The following is an 18,692-nucleotide window of genomic DNA, read 5'->3' as shown; positions in this document are numbered from 1 at the left end:
GTGGTCGCCGTCTCGGTGCTCGCGTAGGGCAGGCCGGTCGCCTCGTGGACCGGGAGCGCGTCCATGTCGGCGCGCATCAGCACCGCCGGTCCGTCGCCGTTGCGGAGGATGCCGACGACGCCGGTCCCGCCGACGCCCGAGTGCACCTCGAAACCCGCCGCAGTGAGCCGGCTCGCCACCTTGTCGCCGGTGCGGTGCTCCTCGTGCGAGAGCTCGGGATGGGCGTGCAGGTCGCGGTAGAAGTCCTCGAGCCCGGGGCGGATCTCGTCGAGCCGGTCCAGCACCGCTGCAGCCGCTGTCGTCGCCATGGAGTGCTCCTTGATCGACTGTGTGAGCCGGCCCGGCCGGGAGGCCAGGCACGGGCCTGATCCGAGGAGCCTAGTTGCCCTGCTTGGGAGGGCGGTGAGTGCGCCCACGGGGCGCTGACAGGGTGAGCCGGCTGAGCGGCATACGCGTGATCATAGGGTGTCCCGCATGGCCGACCTCCGCACCCGCCGCGCCGACCGCACCTGGCTCATCGCCCTCGCCGCCAGCCTCTGGGGGCTCTCCGCGATCTGGCGCGACCCGCTTGCCAAGGAGTACCCCTCGGTCGCCGTCGTGTTCTGGGAGCACGTCGTGCTCGTGCTCCTCGTGTCGCCGTGGCTCGTCGGCGCCGTACGTGCCGTGCTCCAGTCGAGCTGGCGCACCCGGGTCAGCGTCCTCGTCATCGGCGCTGGGTCGTCGGCGCTCGCGACCACGCTCTTCACCTCCGCGTTCCGCCTCGGCGACCCGATCACGCCGCAGGTGCTCCAGAAGCTCCAGCCGCTCATCGCGCTCCTGCTCGCCGCGCTGCTGCTGGGGGAGCGGCTGCGCCGCTCGTTCGCGTGGTTCGCCGTGCCGGCGCTCGCGGGCGCGTGGCTCCTGAGCTTCCCCGACCCGTTCGCCGTCGGGGTGAACAACCTGTATGCCGCTGGGCTGGCTCTCGGGGCCGCGGCCCTCTGGGCGGCCGGCACCGTCCTCGGACGCGCGGCGAGCCAGGAGCTCGGCTTCGCCCAGGTGACCGCCCTGCGGTTCGCGGTCGGGCTGGTGGCGCTCGCGGTGATCGCGCTCGTGACGGACGTGCCGCTCGCGATCGGGACGGGCGCGGCGTGGGGCGTCGGGGTGCTCGCACTCGTGCCCGGGCTGCTCGCGCTCCTGCTCTACTACCGGGGGCTGCGGACGACGCCGGCGTCCCGGGCGACCTTGGCGGAGCTGGCTTTCCCGCTGACGGCGGCGCTCGTCGGGGTGACGGTGCTGGGTGGCTCGTTGGCGGCGAGCCAGTGGGTCGGCCTGGCGATCGTGCTCGGGTCGGTGATCGGCCTGGCCCTGCACGAGCGCCGCAGCGAGCGACCGGCTGTGATGGTCAGGGATCGAGCCGGCGAGTCGGTGGGCGTGGGCGGCTGAGGCGCGCTGGCCCTGACCGGGCCGCATCGTCAGGGCGACTTCGTCCGGACGGTCGGCGGGTGCGCGGCGGCCGCCACTGCTGCCCCGAGAAGCTGACGTGCTCTCACGAGTTCTCCCTGTCGTTTCGGGCGCTCGTCGTTGAACGCCGTGCAACTACTAGAGCCGTGGAGCGACGGGGAGGTTGTCGGATCGGAGAAGTCCGTACCAAGTCTTTAACGGATGGCGGGACATTACGGCCCCGGACCGGCACGACAGGGGTTGACATTCCCTCATTCAGTCAACAAACTGCGTGAAATCTTTCAAACAGAAAGATGCAATTGGAGTCAGGGGAGAAAGAGCAAGGTCCAGATCACGCCAGTTTTCGGAAGGTTCTTGCATGACCCATAGCAACTCACACCACCGCTCCGGGGCCAATTTCAAGAAGCGCGCAACGACGCTCGCATTCAGCCTGGGGCTCGTCGGGGCCGTCGCCGTCCCCGTCGCCACAACGAGCTTCGCCGGTCCTGCAGACAGCCCTCCCGCTGTCCAGATGCTCGCGGACCAGCTCGCGGACCAAGGGATCGGCGCGCTGCCAAGCGGGCGCACGACATACCGCTCGATTGCCGACTACAACGACGAGATGGTCGCTCTCAGCAAGGCGCACCCGGACCTCGTCAAGCACATCACGCTCCCGCACCAGACCCGGCAGGGCCGGTCGGTGTACGGCATCGAGGTCACGCATGACGTGGGCGCCGCCGACGGCAAGCCCGTCCTGCTCATGATGGGCATCCATCACGGGAACGAGTGGCCGTCGGGCGAGCACACCATCGAGTTTGCCTACGACCTGATCAACAACGACGGGCAGGACCCGCAGGTCACGCGCTTGCTAGACGAGGCACGGGTCATCTTCGTGCCGGTCGTCAACGTCGACGGGTTCGTCATCAACCGGCGGACCAGCTGTGGCCTGTCGCCGACCTGCGCCAGCAGCGGTGGCATCGACATCAACCGCAACTACCCCTTCGGGTGGGGCAGCAATGCCGGGTCGAACGCCACGACTCGAGGCCCCGGGCCGGGCTCCGAGCCCGAGGTGCAGAACATCATGGACCTGACCACGTCCACCCAGGCCACCGTACTGATCACCAACCACACGTCGGGCCACACGGTGCTGCGTCCTCCGCTGGAGAAGCGCGCGGGTAACGCGCCGGACGAGGCGATCTACGCCGCACTCAGTGACGCGATCACCGCGAAGAACGGCTACACCGGCATGAAGTCCGGTTTCGACTACGAGACCACCGGCGAGACGCCCGACTGGTCGTACTACGCCACCCGCGGCCTCGGCTTCACCTTCGAGATCATGAAGACGCAGTCGACGAACAACACGTACTCCGAGGTGATCGAGGACTACAACGGCAGCGGACGCTACGCAGGCAAGTCGAACCGCGAGGCGTTCATGGTCGCGTTGGAGTATGCGGCGGACCCGGCTGGCCACTCGGTGATCACCGGCACCGCGCCGAAGGGCGCAGTGCTCACGGTTACGAAGGACTTCGATCTGTGGACCGCGCCGATCAAGCAGGCAGGCGGAGTGATCGACCCGCCGCAGGCCGTGCCGACGCATCTCCAGTCGAGCATCGTCGCCCCGACGAACGGCAAGTTCACGTGGCACGTCAACCCGTCGGTGCGCCCCGAGCCGGCGTACACGAAGGACGGGGTCCTCGCCACGGGTGAGGGCAAGTTCCTCAAGGAGAGCTGGACGCTGACCTGTGCCCGCCCGAGCGGCGAGGTGCTGGAGACCGTGCACGTGACGGTCGACCGCGGCGAACGCGTCGACGTTCGCCTGCAGGAGTGCAAGACCCGCTTCAACGGCAACGGTCCGAAGAAGTAGCGGACGAGAGCCGCGACGCGCCGGGCAGTCCCTCCACGGGCTGCCCCGCGCGCCGCCCGAAGGGGCGATCGCCGGAGGCGCGAGGCGGGAAGGAGCGAGCGGGGATGCCGGAGCCGAAGCACGAACCTTTGCCGGTCCAGGATGCGGCACGGGCGGCGGCAAGTCTTCGTGCCCTCATCGCAGACGTTCGACTTTCGCCCTCGCAACGCCGCATCGCGGCATACCTCCTGGACCATACGGACGAGGCGGTCTTCCTGACCGGCACGGAGATCGCCGAGCGCGCCGGAGTCAGCCAGCCATCGGTCACCCGCTTCGCGGTGGCCCTGGGTTTCAATGGGTTCCCACACTTCCGGGATGCGCTGCGACGTGCTGTCTTCGCGGGGACCGCGGCCGAGAGCCAGCGCCAGGAGCTCAACGAGTATCAGGAGCTCGTCAGCAGCGAGATCCGCGACCTCGAACGGCTGCGGGAGAGCCTTGGCGACGCGGATCACCTTCGGGGCGCTGCCAGTCGGCTGGCAGCATCGCGGCCGCTGCCCGTCATAGGCCTGCGCATCTCGGCCCCGCTGGCGCATTTCTTCGGGTACCTCGCTGCGAAGGTGCTGCCGGACGTCCGGGTGCTCGACGCGCCCGGATCCGCTTTGGAGGACGGCCTGATCCAGGCGGCGGAGGCAGGCGCCGACACGGTCCTCGCCATCGGGATGCCTCGCTATCCGCGTGAGCTGGCCGAGGGACTGACGTCTGCGCGCCAGCTCGGACTGCACGTCGTGCTGATCACCGACCGCCCGATCGGCGGCCTCATCGAGCTCGCCGAGGACGTCCTGACGGCCCCGGTCAGCTCGTATGCCGTGTTCGACTCCCACGCTGCGCCGACCGTGCTGTGCTCGGCGCTCCTGCACAGCATGCTCGACGTCCTCGGCCCCGACGCCCACCGCCGACTCGAGGAGTTCGACATGCGCGCCACCGAACGCCGGACCTTCCTGGAGCCGTGACACTCGGCGACTTGGGCGGGCGAGCAGGGGAAGACGAAACCGCAGGTCAGAGGGCTCTGACCTGCGGTTTCGGGATTGTGGCCAGGGGCGGGGTCGAACCGCCGACCTTCCGATTTTCAGTCGGACGCTCGTACCAACTGAGCTACCTGGCCGGGCACAACTTGAGGAACTATAGCGGACCCTTGGGCCCTCTCCTCAAATCGGCCCGGCTGGTGGCTCACCCGTGACCGTGCGACCAAGGAGCAGTGACCGGTCCACGGAGGGATGGTGACCGGTCGACCGGGGCAAAGTGGCCGATCGACCGTGGCAAAGTGGCCGATCGACCGGGGCAAAGTCGCCGATCGACCGGGGCAAAGTGGCCGATCGACTGGGGGAAAGCGACCGGTCGACGGTCAGGCGGAGGGGCCGCGGTCGCGGACGTCGGCCACGTGCTCCATCGCATCGCGGAGCTCGCCGAGCCAGTCGCCCTCGTGCTCCCGGACGAGCCGGACGCACCAGGCGAGCGCGTCCGCCCGCGAGCGGGCGACGCCGGCGTCGACGAGGGTGTCGAGGACGAGCCGCTCCGGCTGGCGCAGCCGCGTCATCGTGGGTGCCGCGACGTGGGTGAACAGCTCGGTCCGGTCCCCGACCCGGACCGCCCAGGAGACCTTGCGGTCGAACCGGTGCTCGGCCTCGCGGGCGATCCGGATGCGGTGCTCGCGGGTGTCCTCGCGGAAGGCCTTCGCGCGCCCGGCACGGGCCTCGGCGCGTTCGGCGTCGCTCGAGCCGTCGGGCAGGTCGACGTCCTCGATGGTGAGCACGACCGTGATCTCGTCGCGGTCGATGGTGATCTCGGGTGGGGCGATGCGCCACGGCTCGGGCAACCGTCCGGTGAACCAGCCGCGGACCCGCTCCTCCCCTTCCTTCGTAATCATGTAATCAGGATTACTCCGCAAGTTTCTGCGGTCAAGACCCCCGGAGACACGTATGCCGCTGAGCGGGCTCAGCGGCATACGTCCCCGTGTCACTCGGCGTCGGACGGCTCCGCGCCGGTCTCGATGATCCGGGAGGCGAGCTCGCGCAGCTTGATGTTGCGATCCTGGCTGGCCCGCTTGATCCGCATGAACGCCTCCGTCGGGGTGATCCGGTGGCGCTCGACGAGGATGCCGACCGCCTGCCCGATGTGCCGCTGGCTCTCGATCGCGAGCTGGAGGTTGGCCTCCCGGTCCGCGAACTGCCCGGCGGCCACGACCCGGTCGACGGCGAGCGCGAAGGCCTGGGCGAGCAGGTCGCCGACGATCCGCTCGTCCGCGCCGACCGGACGAGGCGCCGGGAACTGCACCCACGCGCGGCACTCGGCCGAGTCGTTCTTGGGCGCGATCAGGATGCCCGGCACCGGGCCCCGGAGGGGTCCTGCGGTCGGGTCGCCCGCCAGCGCCTCGACGAGGCTCGCGGACAGGTCTGCCGAGAGGACCGGGCCGGTTGCCGTGAAGAGGGCATCGTGGCGCCCAGCGGTGGCGCGCACGGTCGTGTCGCCGTCGAAGAGCTCGGTGAACCCGGCGACGGCCGCCGAGAGGACCTGCTCAAGGTCCTCAGCGGCGCCGAACTCGGCGCTCAGCCGCGCCGCCGCTTCTCGCCGGCTGCGCGCCTCGTGCAGGCGGGTCACGTCCCGGAGGGTGATGACGACCAGCGGCTCGGTGTCGGGGCCGCCCTCGACCTGTCGGCCGGCCGCGCGCACCCAGACCCGGCGACCCGCCCTCGTGCGCAGCTCGACCTCCGCGCTGAAGGGCTCGTCGGGACGGAACTGCGCCAGAGCCTCCTGGAGCCGCAGCAACGCCTGCGCGTCGGTCTCGGCCGTCGGCCACCACGGGTGCGGCGGTTCGATCGGCCCATCGGACAGGTCCCAGCCGAGCAGGTCGGTGAACGCCGCGTTGACCTCGATGACCCGGCCCTCGGGATCCGCGATGACCAGCGGATCCTGGAGCGACCCCATCACGGCGCGTCGCCAGGCGGCGTCGCGCATGCGGGAGCGGGCGCGCTCGAGGTTGCTCGCGATCCGCGCCCGCAGCTCGGACACGGAGAACGGCTTGACCACGTAGTCGTCCGCGCCGCGCTCCAGCCCCGCGGCCGTGGCGTCCTCGCCGGCGCGGGCCGACAGCAGGATGATCGGCACGTCGCTCGTGAGCGGGTCGGCCCGCAGCTCCTTGACGAGAGCGAAGCCGTCCAGGCCGGGCATCATGACGTCGGCCAGGACCAGATCGGGCACCTCGACGCGAGATCGGTCGAGCGCGGTCTGGCCGTCGGCCACGACCTCGACCGCGTAGTCGGAGAGAACCCCCTCGAGGTAGTGCCGCATGTCGGCGTTGTCGTCGGCGACGAGGAGCCGCGGGGCCGACCCTGCGCCGGACGGGAGCAGCGGGGCGGGCTTGGTCTCCTCGTGCTGCAGCCCGCGCCAGGTCGTCGTCTCGGCAAGGAAGGAAGGTGCGTCGCGGCGACTGACGTTGGGCCGGCGCCGCGCCTCCGGGACCGGTGCGCCCACTCCGGGCTCGTAGGGGAGCGAGACGGTGAAGGTGCTCCCGACGTCCGGCTGGGAGTGGACCCAGACCTCGCCGCCGAGCAGCTCGCTCAGCTGCTTGACCATGGCAAGGCCGATGCCGGCTCCCTCGTGCGCCCTGGCGCGCGGGTGCTTCGGCAGCTGTTCGAAGCGGCCGAAGATGCGCTCCTGGTCCTCGGGCGAGATGCCGACCCCGGTGTCCGACACGGCGACATCGAAGCGGTCGTCCCGGTTGCGCAGGACGACATTGACGGAGCCCTCGGGGGTGTACTTGAGGGCGTTGGAGAGCAGGTTGAGCACGATCCGCTCGTACATGTCCTGGTCGAGGAAGGCCGGGCCCGGCAGCTCGTCGCAGTGCACGGTGAAGGCGATCCCCGCCTGGGCGAACGCCGACTCGAAGGCGGACGCGAGGCTGCGCGTCACGGCGGTCACGTCGACCGGGACGAGCTCGGTGTGGACGCCGCCGGCCTCGATCCGGCTGAAGTCCAGCATCGCGTCGACCATCCGGGCCAGGCGGTTGACGTTGCGCTCTACGAGCTCGAGCTGGTCGCGCGCCTGCCCGGGCGTCGCCGGGTCCTGGATCAGCGACTCGATCGGACCATGGATGAGCGTGAGCGGGGTGCGCAGCTCATGGCTCACGTTGGTGTAGAACAGGCTCTTCTCGGCATCGAGCTCCTGCAGCGCCTTGCGCCGCTGACGCTCCGCGTCGAGCTCGTGGATGCCCGTCAGTGCCGTGCGCACGTGCAGGGCGGCGAGGGTCAGGTACGGCTCGTAGGCGTCGTCGGAGCTGCGCTGCAGGTGTTGCCCGACGACGAGGACGGCCGTCGGGCCCTCGACGCCCGGAACCCGCACCGGGATGGCGTGTAGGGCGGACACCGGTTCGACGGCCCCCTCCAGCGCCGCGACGCCGGTGACGACACCGTCGGCCAGGTCGGCTGGCGACTCTGGACTCGGCACCAGCTCGACGCGGACAGATTCACCCGTCGAGACCGCCTGCTGGGCCACCTCCGCGAGCAGCTCGCGTCTCGGGTCATGGACATGGCTGCGCGTCGACACCGGAACACCGTCGACGACCTCGAACACGGCCACGAGCGGATGGTCCGAGCTGTTCGCCTCGAGGATGTCCCCGGCGACGGCGCACACCTCCGTGGCATTGGGCAGGTCGACGAGCTGGCTGGCCAGCTGGGTCAGGACGGAGACGCGGCGCGCGTAGACGACGTGGCGCGTCGTCTCGGTCACCGCGCACAGGATCCCGCCCACCTCGCCGTGCTGCTCGTCGTCGACGATGGGGCTGTAGGAGAAGGTCACGAAGACCTCCTCGAGGTAGCCGTTGCGGTCGAGCCGCAACCGGTGGTCCTCAGCGGCGATCGGCCCCTGCCCGGCCATGACCTCCTGAAGCAGGGGCAGCAGCTCGCCGCGCAGCTCCGGCCACACGTCCTCCATGGGTGTGCCGAGGGCCGCCGGGTGCTTGGTCCCGCCGAGGATCGGCAGGTAGGCGTCGTTGTAGATGAGGGCGAACTTGGGCCCCCAGAGCACGAGGAGAGGGAAACGCGAGGTCAGGCAGAGACTGACCGCGGTGCGCAGGCTCTCGGGCCATTCGTCCATCGGGCCGAGCGGGCTGGCCGCCCAGTCGTACTCGAGGAGCTTCTGCCCCAGCTCGCCCCCATAGCGCAGGATCGCCTCCTGCCACACCGTCTCTTGTTGCCCGCCCCGACCGAGGGTCGGCGGACTGTCGCTTTCCGTCACGTCCTGAGCCTAAGCCGACGGCGGTGCAGAAACGGACTCCTGTTGCGACGTCTTGTTCCTTGTGCGCTGGAGACACTGCCGCGCGAGTTCGTTCTAGAGTGGCATCCTGTGCAGTTCCTCAACGGCCTGATGCCGACCTTCGACCTGACCTACGACGACATCTTCATGGTGCCGAGCCGCTCGTCCGTGACGAGCCGCCTCGACGTCGACCTCCAGACGATCGACGGTTCCGGCACGACGATCCCCCTTGTCGTGGCAAACATGACTGCCGTCGCCGGCCGGCGCATGGCCGAGACGGTCGCCCGTCGTGGCGCGATCACGATCATCCCCCAGGACATCCCGCTCGACGTGGTGGCCGACGTCGTCTCGTGGGTCAAGAGCCGCCACCTCGTGCACGACAGCCCGATCACGCTCGCGCCCACGACGACGGCCGGAGAAGCGCTCGTCCTGCTCGGCAAGCGGGCCCACGGGGCAGCCGTCGTCGTCGAGGACCACCGGCCGGTGGGCATCGTCACCGACTCGGACCTGACCGGGGTCGACCGCTACACGCAGGTCCGTGACGTGATGTTCACCGATCTCGTCACGCTGCCCGACGACATCGACCCCCGCCGAGCCTTCGAGCACCTCTCCGAGTCGCGCCGCAAGGTGGCCCCCGTGGTGACCGCCACGGGTCAGCTGGCCGGCATCCTCACCCGGGCGGGCGCCCTGCGCTCCGGGCTCTATCAGCCGGCGACAGACGCCGCGGGCCGGCTCCGGGTCGGCGCCGCGGTCGGCATCAACGGCGACGTAGGCGCCAAGGCGAAGGCCCTCCTCGACGCCGGGGTCGACCTGCTGGTCATCGACACGGCCCACGGGCACCAGGAGAAGATGATCGACGCACTCCGCGCGGTCCGGGGCCTCGACCCGACCGTGCCGGTCGTCGCGGGCAACGTCGTGTCGGCCGAGGGCACGCGGGACCTCATCGAGGCGGGGGCCGACATCGTCAAGGTCGGCGTCGGGCCGGGCGCGATGTGCACGACCCGGATGATGACGGCGGTCGGCCGGCCGCAGTTCTCCGCGGTCCTGGAGTGCGCGACCGCCGCACGCGAGCTCGGCAGGCACGTGTGGGCCGACGGCGGCGTCCGGCACCCCCGCGACGTCGCCCTCGCCCTGGCGGCCGGTGCCTCGAACGTCATGATCGGGTCGTGGTTCGCCGGCACCCTCGAGTCGCCCGGCGACCTCTACACCGACACCGACGGACGCCAGTACAAGGAGTCCTTCGGGATGGCCTCCTCGCGGGCCGTGCTGGGCCGGACCGCCTCAGACACCGCCTACGACCGGGCCCGCAAGGCGATGTTCGAGGAGGGCATCAGCGCTGCCCGGATGTACGTCGACCCCGAGCGCCCCTCGGTCGAGGACGTCATCGACGAGATCATCGCCGGCCTCCGCTCGAGCTGCACCTATGCCGGTGCCCGCACCCTCGAGGAGTTCTACGAGCGGGCGGTCGTCGGGATCCAGAGCACAGCCGGCTACGCGGAGGGACGCCCCCTGCACACCTCCTGGTGAGGGATGTGGGCGGTCCCTTCGCGCTCAGGGCGTGCTGGCTGGGTACTCAGTTGCGCCTCAGTCGCCTGCTCAGGGGCCCTCGGGGCTCGGCTGCGGCTCGGGCGACGGCGTCGGGTAGGGCTCCGGCCCCGGCGTCGGGCCCGGTGGCGTCGGCTGCGGCCGGCCGGGCGGGACGGGCTCCGGCATGGGCGGGGGAGGCACGGGGCCGGGGCCCGGGGGAGGGGGCTCCCCAGGTATGGGGGGTGCCGGCTCCGGCGGCGTCGGCGGGATGCTGAGGCCAGGTCGGTCGGCCGTCATCACGGTCACCTGCTTCGTGTGTGGTCGGCAGTGCTCCATGGTCTGACCTGCCCCCTGGGCGGGCGCGCAAACCGGTCAAACCGTGATCGACGCGCTCTCCGCGTCGGCGACGACCGTGACGCGAAGGCCGGTCGTCAGGCTGGCCAGCTCGCCTGGACAGACCCGCACGACCGGGGTCGCGATCGCGTAGAGCTCGTCGGCGACGAGGGCCCCGAGCGCGATGATCGCGTCGGCCTCGGCCAGGACAATGGCGGTCGGGCCGGTGCCGCGGCGCAGCTGCTCGGCGAGCACATAGGAGCTCGAGCTCGAGCCGCGACCACTTGTCATGACGAGGACCCGGCCGGTCACGGACGCGCCGTGCTGGGGATGGTGCGCGTCGATGATCCGCCCGTGGTGGTCCGTGCCGCCCCAGAACGACAGCGGCGCGTCGAGGTGGAGCACCTCACCCCGCGCTGAGCCGGCGTGGAGCGGGACCGCGGTGAGCGGCATACCGTGGGCGGTGTCAGCGGAGGAGATCGTCATCGACGAGCACCTTTCCAGCGCGGGCGGACTCGACGCACTCGGCGAGGCTTGCGATGACGACGTCGATGCCGAGGTTGCCGGGCGCGTAGTGCGCCCACTTGCCGCTGTTCGTCATGGCGACACGCGCGTCGGGGCGCAGGACGGACGTGACGTAGGTGCACGTGTCCACGACGATCCGTATGCCGCTCTCCTCCAGGGTGCGCACATGACCGAGCCGCTTCGCTTCCGCCAACACGGATCGGCCTGTGGAGACATAGAAGTCGACGTGCGGGTCGATCGGTGGGCCATCCATGAGAAGTGTTGCGAGGGAGGCGATCTCGTCGACCGAGGCGTGGGGGGTGCCGACGCTGACCACGTCGAGCCGCGAACGGGCCGCAGTCGTCAGCTCCCGGCGGGCGCGGCCGAGGTCGTCGCTCGTGATGGTGACCTGCGCGGTGGGGCCGTTTGGCCCGAAAGCGGAGTCGACGTCTGGCGCCTCGGGGGTCACGCCGACGACGTGGAACATCGCGACGCCGCCGGACGAGGCGGCCGCTGCCCCGAAAGCCTTGAGGCCGTCCTCGCCGACGTTCGCCGGCAATCCCAGGAGCACTGGGTTGCGCGTGCCGACAAGGGAACCGACGAGGTAGCCGAGGAGGGGCATCGTGAGGTCCAGGCGCAGGACGTGCTCCGGGACGCGGGTGCAGTCGACGAGGACGTCCCCGAGGCGCGCGGCATCGGTGTGGAGCCCAGCCAGGGGCGCGCGCCCGGTGACCGCGGCGCAGATGTCGAGGAAGTCGCCATAGCGGTCAGTGCGGGCACCGAGCACGGAGTTGCAGAAGGCGATGGCGTTCGACTCCGCCCACGCGACGTGTTCCCCAAGGCCCGGCCGGGCGTCGAGCTGGTAAGGGGCGCAGGTCCACGTCGGGCGGGCGCCGAGGGCCACATACGCGTCCATGAGGGCCCGGCCGTTGTCCCGGGTCTCGCGCTCCTCCGGGGTGTCCCCGCGGACGAGGCCGGGGTGGAGCAGGTCGAGCGAGCCGACGTTGAGCGTCGTCGGGACGGTGACACGGGCACCGAGGTCACGGAGCCGCTCGGCGAAGTCGAGGCCGACCTGGCCGTGGTAGAGGCAGCCGTCGATGTGGGCGGAGCCGATCTCGACGAGGCGCTCGGCCCCGCGGACCCGGGCGAGGCCGACGACGACCCGCATCGCCATCGCCGTGCCCGGGCCGTGCCTGCCATCGAGCATCGCCTGCTCGTCGGGCGTCAGTGTCACGGCCATGCGCCGATGCTTTCATGGGGACCGGCTCTACCCTGACCGGGTGGCCCAGCGCGGAACGGGGAGCGACATCCCACGGCGGGCGGTCCTCCTCGCGGGTGGGGCGGCCCTCGTCGCGGCATGCACGAGTCCACCGGCAGGCCCCAACCGGGCCGCCACCGGCTCGGGGACCGCGGGCGCGCCGCCTCCGGGGACGTCGCAGGCGGGGACCACTGCGGCACGTGACCCCGGGTGGGTGCGCGCCGAGAACGCCCGGACCGGAACGGGCGCCTGGCGGATCCCGGCCGCCCGAGCGGCCGGGGAGCAGGATCTGGCCGGCTACACGGACACCGTGAGCGTCCTGCCCGGTGAGGACGTCCCGCTGCGGCTCAGCAGCGTCCTCGGGCCGGTCACGGTGACCGCCTACCGGCTCGGCTACTACGGCGGCACCGGCGCACGGTCCGTATGGCGCTCACAGCCGATCTCGGTCAAACGGCAGGCCGCGCCCACGACCGACGCGCTCGGCACGGTGCGGTGCGCGTGGCCCGTCACGACCCGGGTCGCGACGGCCGGCTGGCCGGAGGGCAGCTACCTGCTGCGCCTCGACGCCGGCGGGAAGGCCCGTTACGTCCCGCTCACGCTTCGCTCGACCTCGACGCGGGGCCGGCTCGTCCTCGTCTCCGCCGTGACGAGCTACCAGGCCTACAACCAGTGGGGCGGGCACTCGCTCTACAAGGGGCCGGACGGGACCTTCGGGACCCGGGCTCGCGCCGTGAGCTTCGACCGGCCCTACGACAAGGTCGGCGCCCTGCAGGTGCTCAACTTCGAGATCGGGCCGGTCCAGCTCGCCGAGAAGCTCGGCCTCGACCTGGCCTACCTGACCTCATGGGAGGTGCACCACGATCCGGGCGCCCTCGCCGGGGCGGCCGGCGTGGTCAGTCTCGGGCACGATGAGTACTGGAGCATCCCGATGCGCCACGCGGTCGAGCAGGCCCGGGGCTCCGGGACGAACCTCGCCTTCCTCGGTGCCAACGCGGACTACTGGCGGGTGCGGCTCGACGGTGCCGGGCGGCTGCTGACCTGCTATAAGTCCGCCGCGGAGGACCCGGTCAAGGGACGGCCGGACTCGACGGCGATGTGGCGGGCCGATCCCCACCCGGACCCGGAGAACTCGCTGACCGGCATGCTCTACGAGGCGTTCCCGGCCGACGCCGACCTCGTCGTGCACGATCCGGACTTCTTCCTCCTCGCCGGCCTCGGGCTCCAGCGCGGCGACCGGGTCGCCGGGCTCGTCGCGACGGAGATCGACCGGGCCTACCCGATCCACGGCACGCCCCCGAACCTGCAGGTCGTGGCCCACTCGCCCGTGCCGATCGCCGGCAAGGCGCCGACCCACTCGGACCTGACGTACTACACGACCTCGAGCGGGGCCGGGGTCCTCTCGGTCGGCACGATGGGCTGGTGCACCGCGCTGCGGGGACCGAGCCCCAAGCACCGGATCGACTCGGCCTCGGTGCAGTTCGCCCGCACGGTGACCAGCCGGCTCTTCACCGCGATGGCGGCCGGGCCGCTCGGTCATGCTCATGCGGCGCGCGGCAACCTCGATTCGATCGGCGCCTCGCCGTCCACGAGCACCGGCAGCGGTGGCCCCGTCGCCCGCTCCTGACTGGGCCTCGCTCCTCCTCCCACTCTCCGCTTTGAGGTATTCCGGTGTCACGAGGGCGCACCGGAATACCTCAACCCGGGGGAGGAGGTCGGGAGCAGGGGTCAGTGGCGCCGGCGGCCGACCTCGACGACCGGCCAGCCCCGGTCGGCGGCCAGGACGCGAAGCTCCTTGTCCGGGTTGACGGCCACCGCGTTGCCGACGCGCTCGAGCATTGGCAGGTCGCTCAGCGAGTCGCTGTAGGCGTAGCACTGCGCGAGGTCGTAGCCCCGCTCGGCGGCGAGCTTCTCGATCTCGATCACCTTGCCCTTGCCGTAGCAGAACTCGCCCGCGAGGCGTCCCGTGTAGCGACCCTCGCCGTCGAGCTCGGCCCGCGTCGCGACGGCGCCCTCGAGGCCGAGCGCCTCGGCGAACCGGCCCACGAGCTCGATCGGGCTCGCCGAGACCACGACCCGGTCCTCGCCACGGGTGTGGTGCTCGGCGAGCAGCCGCGCGGCCTGCGGGATGAGGCGGCGGACCAGCCCCGGCGTCACGCGGTCGCCGAGGTGGATGATGTCCGACTGGCGGATTCCCTTGACTGCACGGAGGATCCGCTCCCGCAGCTCCGCCGAGCCGGCATCCGTCGACCCGTGCCGCTTGAAGCGGACGGCGTTGACGGTGTCGGCGGCGAGCTCGCGCCACGGCACGAGACCCGCCCGGAACGCGGCGATGGCCAGCGGGTAGTTCGCCGAACCCCGGATCAGGGTTCGGTCGAGGTCGAAGAACGCCGCGATGCGGCTGCGCTCAGAGGACACGGGCGGCGATGGGCAACGCGCCGCGACGCGCGGTGACGGGGGCCTGGTTCACCCTCTGCTTCGGCAGCCGCTTCGGCGGCAGCGCGAGCCGGCACACCTTGGCCCATGCCTGGTAGACCTGGCGCGGGAGCGGGCCCGTCGTGTAGGGCAGGCCGTAGCGCTCGCAGACCTCACGGAGCTGCACCGCGACCTCTGCGTAGCGGTTGCTCGGCAGGTCGGGGAAACAGTGGTGCTCGATCTGGTGGCTGAGGTTGCCGGTCATGAAGTGCATCAGCTTGCTGCCGGAGATGTTGGCCGAGCCGATCATCTGCCTGATGTACCAGTCGCCCCGGGTCTCGCCATCGATCATCTCCTCGGTGAAGGTGTCAGCCCCGTCCGGGAAGTGGCCGCAGAAGATGACGGCGTGCGCCCAGATGTTGCGGATGCAGTTCGCCGCGAAGGTGCCGATCAGGGCGTTGCGCCCGGACCGGGACACGAGCTGCGCCGCGAGCGGCGTCGCGGTGTAGTCCTTGGTGAACTGGCCCAGCGCCTTCTTCGCGGTCAGCTTGAGGTCGCGCTTGAGGTCGGCGGTCGGCTTCTCACCCTGACGCCACGCCTCGAGCTCGAGGTCGTAGATGGCGATGCCCCACTCGAAGAAGGGCATGAGGATGAGGTTGTAGAGCGGGTTGCCCAGCGCACGCGGGGTCCACGGCTGGTCCTCGTCCATCCGGAGCAGGTCGTAGCCCACGTCCTTGTCCTTGCCCACGACGTTGGTCCACGTGTGGTGCAGGTCGTTGTGGGTGTGCTTCCACGTCGCCGCGGGGGAGACGAAGTCCCACTCCCACGTCGTCGAGTGGATGTCGGGGTCGCGCATCCAGTCCCACTGGCCGTGCAGGACGTTGTGGCCGATCTCCATGTTCTCGATGATCTTGGCAACGCTGATCATCGCGGTGCCGGCGACGAGAGCCGCCTTGCGCTTCGAGAACAGCAAGGTGATCCGGCCGGCCAGCTCCAAGGAGCGCTGCAGCTTGATGACACGGCGGATGTAGCGAGCGTCCTTGGCACCGCGGGTCGCGATGACGCCGTCACGGATCGCGTCGAGCTCTCGGCCGAGCTGCTCCACCTGTTCGTCGCTCAGGTGGGCGGCGGCCGGAGGTCTGACCGCGGTGCCGCCGTTCGGGGCGAGGATCGGCTTGCGCGGCCGGATCTCGTTGCGCTGGGGCGGTGTCGCGGTGACGGTCATATGGCTTCCCTTCTCAGATGTCCAGATGGACGGGACCTGCGGCGGCGTTGATGCAAGTCTGGATCAGCTCGCCCTCCTCACCGTGCACCTCTCCGGTGCGCAGGTCGCGGACGTGGCCCGCGACGAGGGGGGTGAGACAGCTGCGGCAGATGCCCATGCGGCACCCGCTCGGCATGACGACGCCGGCCTGCTCCCCGGCATCGAGCAGGGTGCAGTCGCCAGGCGCGTCGACTTCCTTGTCGGACTTCTCGAACGTCACGAGCCCGCCCTCGCCGCCCGCTCCGGGGAGGAGTGCCGGCGCGAACCGCTCGATGGTCAGCTCGCTCGTCGTGTCGGCGGCGCCCTCCGCGGCCGCCGCGTCCCAGAGCGCGGTGGCCGCGTCGAGGAAGTCGGCCGGACCGCACGCGTATGCCGCTCGCTGGCGCCAGTCGGGACAGATCGTCTCCAGGTCGGTGGCGTCGGTGAGGTCCAGCCGCCGGCCGTCCGCCTCGCGGGTGAACCAGTGGGCCACCTTGAGCCCGGGGAACTGGTCGGCGAGCTCGAGCAGCTCGTCGTGGAAGAGCGCGTCCGCGCGGGTGCGGGCCGAGTGGATGAGGACCACGTCGGCGTCCGGCCGACGCGGGACCAGCGTGCGGATCATCGACATGACGGGCGTCAGGCCGCTGCCGGCGGTGAGCATGAGGAGCGGCCGCGGGTGGCGCGGGAGCACGAAGTCGCCCTGCGGCACGTCGAGGAAGAGGATGTCGCCGACCTTGGTCCGGCGCACGAGCTCGGTCGAGACCATGCCGATGGCCGTGACGGTGATGGCCGGGTCGAAGCCGGCGGGGGCGGAGAGCGAGTAGCTGCGCCAGTGCCGGACGCCGTCGATCTCGACGCCGATCCGGGCCCACTGGCCGGCGGCATGGGGGTTCCAGCCGCGACCCGGCCGGAAGTGGATGGTCCGCGACTCGGCAGTCTCTCGCGTCACCTTGGTGACGACGCCACGCAGCTGGCGATGAGAGGCGAGCGGGTTGACGAGGCCGAGCACATCCTCCGGCTCGAGCGGCGTCAACAACAGGGACGCCATGCGCCGCAGGGCAGGGAACGGGACCATGCTCCTACTGTGCCCCGAACAGGGCCCTCCACTCTCGTGGCGAGACGTATCCTTTCCGGAGAGAATCTATTGCGTCGCGACAAACTTCCGGGAGGTGGAATGGCCGAAGGCACCACGGATCCGCCTTGGTTGTCGCTGCCGGCTGAAGTGGGTTCGTCGATCCGACCGCTCATCTCGGACATCGTCGAGCTGATCATCGGGACGATCCCGCGCGACGTGCCGGTCTACGCGATGCCCCTCGAGGGCCGGTTCGGCCAGGGCGTCCGCCGTGGGGTCTCCGTCGCCCTGCACCGCTTCCTCGACCTGCCCGGGACCCGGCTGCCGGCCCTCTCGGAGGAGGACATCTGGGTCTACGAGCGGCTCGGACGCGGCGAGGTGCGGGCGGGACGGAGCCTCGAGTCCCTTCTCGGCGCCTACCGGGCGGGCGCACGGGTCACGTTCCGCGCCATCTCCCAGGCCCTGCCGCTCGACCGGCTCGAGCCGGAGGTGCTCCTGTCGCTCGGGGAGTCGATCTTCGCCTACATCGACGAGCTGTCCGCGGTGACGGCGCAGGGCTACGCCTCCGAACAGTCCGAGCGGGCCGGCGAGCACCAGCGGCTCCGCGGCGAGCTGCTCGAGATGATCCTGCGCGGCGACGCGAGCGAGACCGGTGTCGCCCGGTCCGCGGCGGCCGTCGGCTGGGTCCTGCCCGACGTCGTCGTGGTGGCGACCGTGTCCTTCCCGCACGTCGAGGGGCTGCGCTCGGCCCTCGGGCCGGAGGCGCTCGTTGCGGAGCGAGGCACGGACGTGGTCGTCGTCCACCCCTTCGCGCCCCCCATGCCGCGGCGTCGCGACCTCGAGCGGGCCCTCAGCGGCCGCCGGGCCATCGTCGGACCGCCGCGGCCGCTCGCCAAGGCCGCCGAGTCGCTGCACCTCGCAGTCGCGGCGGGCGCCCACGGCCTCGTCGACCGCGACGCCCAGGACGCCGACACCGCCCCGCCCCTCTGGGTCGCCGAGCACCTGGCCGAGCTCGTCGTCCGGGCCGAACCACTGGCGCTCGCCGATCTCGCGGCCCGGGTGCTGGCACCCCTCGACCAGGTCCGGCCGAGCTCCCGCGAGCGGCTCGCGGAGACCCTGCTCGCCTGGTTGCGTCACCACGGGCAGCGCAACCCGATCGCCGAGGAGCTGTTCGTCCATCCGCAGACGGTCGGATACCGGGTCGGTCAGCTGAAGGACCTGTTCGGTGAGGCGCTGGACGACCCCGAGTCGCGGTTCGAGCTCGAGCTCGTGCTCCGCGCCGGCCACCGCTGAACCCAGCGACATACCCTCGCGGCATGCCTGATCACGTGTATGACGTCACCCTGCGCTGGAACGGAACGACCGCGGACGGCTACTGCTCGTACAGCCGCAACCACCTCGTCGGACCGGCCGGGCTCGAGACCGAGGTGACGGCCGACCCGGCTTTCCTCGGCGACCCGAGCCGGCTCAACCCCGAGCAGCTGCTCGTCATGGCCGCCAGCTCGTGCCAGTTGCTGTCGTTCCTCGCCGTCGCGGCCAACGCCGGCATCGAGGTGCTCGACTACACGGACGACGCGAGGGGAACGATGTCGAAACGTGACCAGCCGATGCGGATCACGACGATCACGCTGCGGCCCCGGGTCACCGTCGCGGCCGGGACCGACCCGGCCGAGGTCGTGCGGCTGCTCGAGCGCGGCCACGAGGAGTGCTTCATCGCCCGCTCGGTCACGTCGCAGATCGTGCTCGACCCGACGGTGGTCGTCCTCGACGGCGA

14 protein-coding genes, 1 tRNA gene and 1 pseudogene are annotated in these 18,692 nt (G+C 71.0%); 7 read left to right on the top strand and 9 right to left on the bottom strand.

Annotated elements, in window-relative coordinates:
• Positions 1-308: pseudogene (locus ACTHJJ_RS08825) on the bottom strand (amidohydrolase); the annotation flags it as partial.
• Positions 309-474: 166 nt separating this feature from the next.
• Here ACTHJJ_RS08825 and ACTHJJ_RS08820 point away from each other — a divergent pair.
• The 3 genes from ACTHJJ_RS08820 to ACTHJJ_RS08810 all read left to right on the top strand — a co-directional run bounded on the left by ACTHJJ_RS08820 (position 475) and on the right by ACTHJJ_RS08810 (position 4,272).
• A complete protein-coding gene (locus ACTHJJ_RS08820; RefSeq protein WP_440302572.1) occupies positions 475-1,422 on the top strand; it encodes a DMT family transporter in 948 nt (315 codons plus the stop codon).
• A gap of 376 nt (positions 1,423-1,798) precedes the next feature.
• Positions 1,799-3,283: a M14 family zinc carboxypeptidase gene (locus ACTHJJ_RS08815; RefSeq protein ID WP_440302571.1), complete on the top strand. Its 1,485-nt coding sequence runs from the start codon at positions 1,799-1,801 to the stop codon at positions 3,281-3,283.
• Positions 3,284-3,387: 104 nt separating this feature from the next.
• Positions 3,388-4,272, top strand: a complete 885-nt coding sequence (locus ACTHJJ_RS08810; RefSeq protein WP_440302570.1) for a MurR/RpiR family transcriptional regulator — start codon at positions 3,388-3,390, stop codon at positions 4,270-4,272.
• A gap of 78 nt (positions 4,273-4,350) precedes the next feature.
• Here the strand turns inward: ACTHJJ_RS08810 and ACTHJJ_RS08805 are convergent.
• The 3 genes from ACTHJJ_RS08805 to ACTHJJ_RS08795 all read right to left on the bottom strand — a co-directional run bounded on the left by ACTHJJ_RS08805 (position 4,351) and on the right by ACTHJJ_RS08795 (position 8,551).
• Positions 4,351-4,424 (bottom strand) — tRNA-Phe (locus ACTHJJ_RS08805).
• A gap of 240 nt (positions 4,425-4,664) precedes the next feature.
• A complete protein-coding gene (locus ACTHJJ_RS08800) occupies positions 4,665-5,186 on the bottom strand; it encodes a hypothetical protein (RefSeq protein WP_440302569.1) in 522 nt (173 codons plus the stop codon).
• Between the two features lie 89 nt (positions 5,187-5,275).
• Positions 5,276-8,551, bottom strand: coding sequence for an ATP-binding protein (locus tag ACTHJJ_RS08795; protein WP_440302568.1), 3,276 nt, complete (start codon positions 8,549-8,551; stop codon positions 5,276-5,278).
• Between the two features lie 108 nt (positions 8,552-8,659).
• On the opposite strand from ACTHJJ_RS08795, the gene ACTHJJ_RS08790 reads away from it, so the two are divergent.
• Positions 8,660-10,096, top strand: a complete 1,437-nt coding sequence (locus ACTHJJ_RS08790; RefSeq protein WP_440302567.1) for a GuaB1 family IMP dehydrogenase-related protein — start codon at positions 8,660-8,662, stop codon at positions 10,094-10,096.
• A 372-nt stretch (positions 10,097-10,468) separates the two neighbouring features.
• Here ACTHJJ_RS08790 and ACTHJJ_RS08785 read toward each other — a convergent pair whose 3' ends face one another.
• Positions 10,469-10,915: an aconitase X swivel domain-containing protein gene (locus ACTHJJ_RS08785; RefSeq protein WP_440302566.1), complete on the bottom strand. Its 447-nt coding sequence runs from the start codon at positions 10,913-10,915 to the stop codon at positions 10,469-10,471.
• A complete protein-coding gene (locus ACTHJJ_RS08780) occupies positions 10,896-12,173 on the bottom strand; it encodes an aconitase X (protein ID WP_440302565.1) in 1,278 nt (425 codons plus the stop codon). Before ACTHJJ_RS08780 ends, ACTHJJ_RS08785 begins: the two co-directional genes overlap by 20 nt.
• Positions 12,174-12,213: 40 nt before the next feature.
• Here ACTHJJ_RS08780 and ACTHJJ_RS08775 point away from each other — a divergent pair, with 40 nt between their 5' ends.
• Complete coding sequence (locus tag ACTHJJ_RS08775) at positions 12,214-13,815, top strand: N,N-dimethylformamidase beta subunit family domain-containing protein (protein ID WP_440302564.1); 1,602 nt, start codon at positions 12,214-12,216, stop codon at positions 13,813-13,815.
• A gap of 101 nt (positions 13,816-13,916) precedes the next feature.
• Here the strand turns inward: ACTHJJ_RS08775 and ACTHJJ_RS08770 are convergent, their stop codons facing one another.
• The 3 genes from ACTHJJ_RS08770 to ACTHJJ_RS08760 are packed head-to-tail and all read right to left on the bottom strand — an operon-like array spanning position 13,917 to position 16,921.
• Positions 13,917-14,606 (bottom strand): HAD family hydrolase, encoded by a 690-nt coding sequence (locus ACTHJJ_RS08770; RefSeq protein ID WP_440302563.1) that lies wholly within the window; start codon positions 14,604-14,606, stop codon positions 13,917-13,919.
• Positions 14,596-15,828, bottom strand: coding sequence for a fatty acid desaturase family protein (locus ACTHJJ_RS08765; RefSeq protein ID WP_440302562.1), 1,233 nt, complete (start codon positions 15,826-15,828; stop codon positions 14,596-14,598). The genes ACTHJJ_RS08770 and ACTHJJ_RS08765 overlap by 11 nt, the downstream gene beginning before the upstream one ends.
• A gap of 13 nt (positions 15,829-15,841) precedes the next feature.
• Positions 15,842-16,921 carry a ferredoxin reductase gene (locus tag ACTHJJ_RS08760; RefSeq protein ID WP_440302561.1) on the bottom strand — a complete coding sequence of 360 codons (1,080 nt, stop codon included), beginning with the start codon at positions 16,919-16,921 and terminating at the stop codon, positions 15,842-15,844.
• Between the two features lie 99 nt (positions 16,922-17,020).
• On the opposite strand from ACTHJJ_RS08760, the gene ACTHJJ_RS08755 reads away from it, so the two are divergent.
• Together ACTHJJ_RS08755 and ACTHJJ_RS08750 are read left to right on the top strand one after the other, a co-directional pair.
• Complete coding sequence (locus ACTHJJ_RS08755) at positions 17,021-18,211, top strand: PucR family transcriptional regulator (protein ID WP_440302560.1); 1,191 nt, start codon at positions 17,021-17,023, stop codon at positions 18,209-18,211.
• Positions 18,212-18,234: 23 nt separating this feature from the next.
• A partial coding sequence (locus tag ACTHJJ_RS08750) for an OsmC family protein (RefSeq protein ID WP_440302559.1) occupies positions 18,235-18,692 on the top strand: 458 nt, incomplete at its 3' end.

Source organism: Intrasporangium sp., assembly GCF_051961875.1.
In the GTDB taxonomy this organism is placed as follows: domain Bacteria; phylum Actinomycetota; class Actinomycetes; order Actinomycetales; family Dermatophilaceae; genus Intrasporangium_A.
This window is presented reverse-complemented; position numbering and strand designations above follow the sequence as displayed.

Coding starts and splice junctions, on each gene's coding strand:
- ACTHJJ_RS08780 (WP_440302565.1), bottom strand. CDS start 12,173: ATGGCCGTGACACTGACGCCCGACGAGCAGGCGATGCTCGATGGCAGG.
- ACTHJJ_RS08815 (WP_440302571.1), top strand. CDS start 1,799: ATGACCCATAGCAACTCACACCACCGCTCCGGGGCCAATTTCAAGAAG.
- ACTHJJ_RS08820 (WP_440302572.1), top strand. CDS start 475: ATGGCCGACCTCCGCACCCGCCGCGCCGACCGCACCTGGCTCATCGCC.
- ACTHJJ_RS08785 (WP_440302566.1), bottom strand. CDS start 10,915: ATGACGATCTCCTCCGCTGACACCGCCCACGGTATGCCGCTCACCGCG.
- ACTHJJ_RS08760 (WP_440302561.1), bottom strand. CDS start 16,921: ATGGTCCCGTTCCCTGCCCTGCGGCGCATGGCGTCCCTGTTGTTGACG.
- ACTHJJ_RS08800 (WP_440302569.1), bottom strand. CDS start 5,186: ATGATTACGAAGGAAGGGGAGGAGCGGGTCCGCGGCTGGTTCACCGGA.
- ACTHJJ_RS08810 (WP_440302570.1), top strand. CDS start 3,388: ATGCCGGAGCCGAAGCACGAACCTTTGCCGGTCCAGGATGCGGCACGG.
- ACTHJJ_RS08765 (WP_440302562.1), bottom strand. CDS start 15,828: ATGACCGTCACCGCGACACCGCCCCAGCGCAACGAGATCCGGCCGCGC.
- ACTHJJ_RS08755 (WP_440302560.1), top strand. CDS start 17,021: ATGGCCGAAGGCACCACGGATCCGCCTTGGTTGTCGCTGCCGGCTGAA.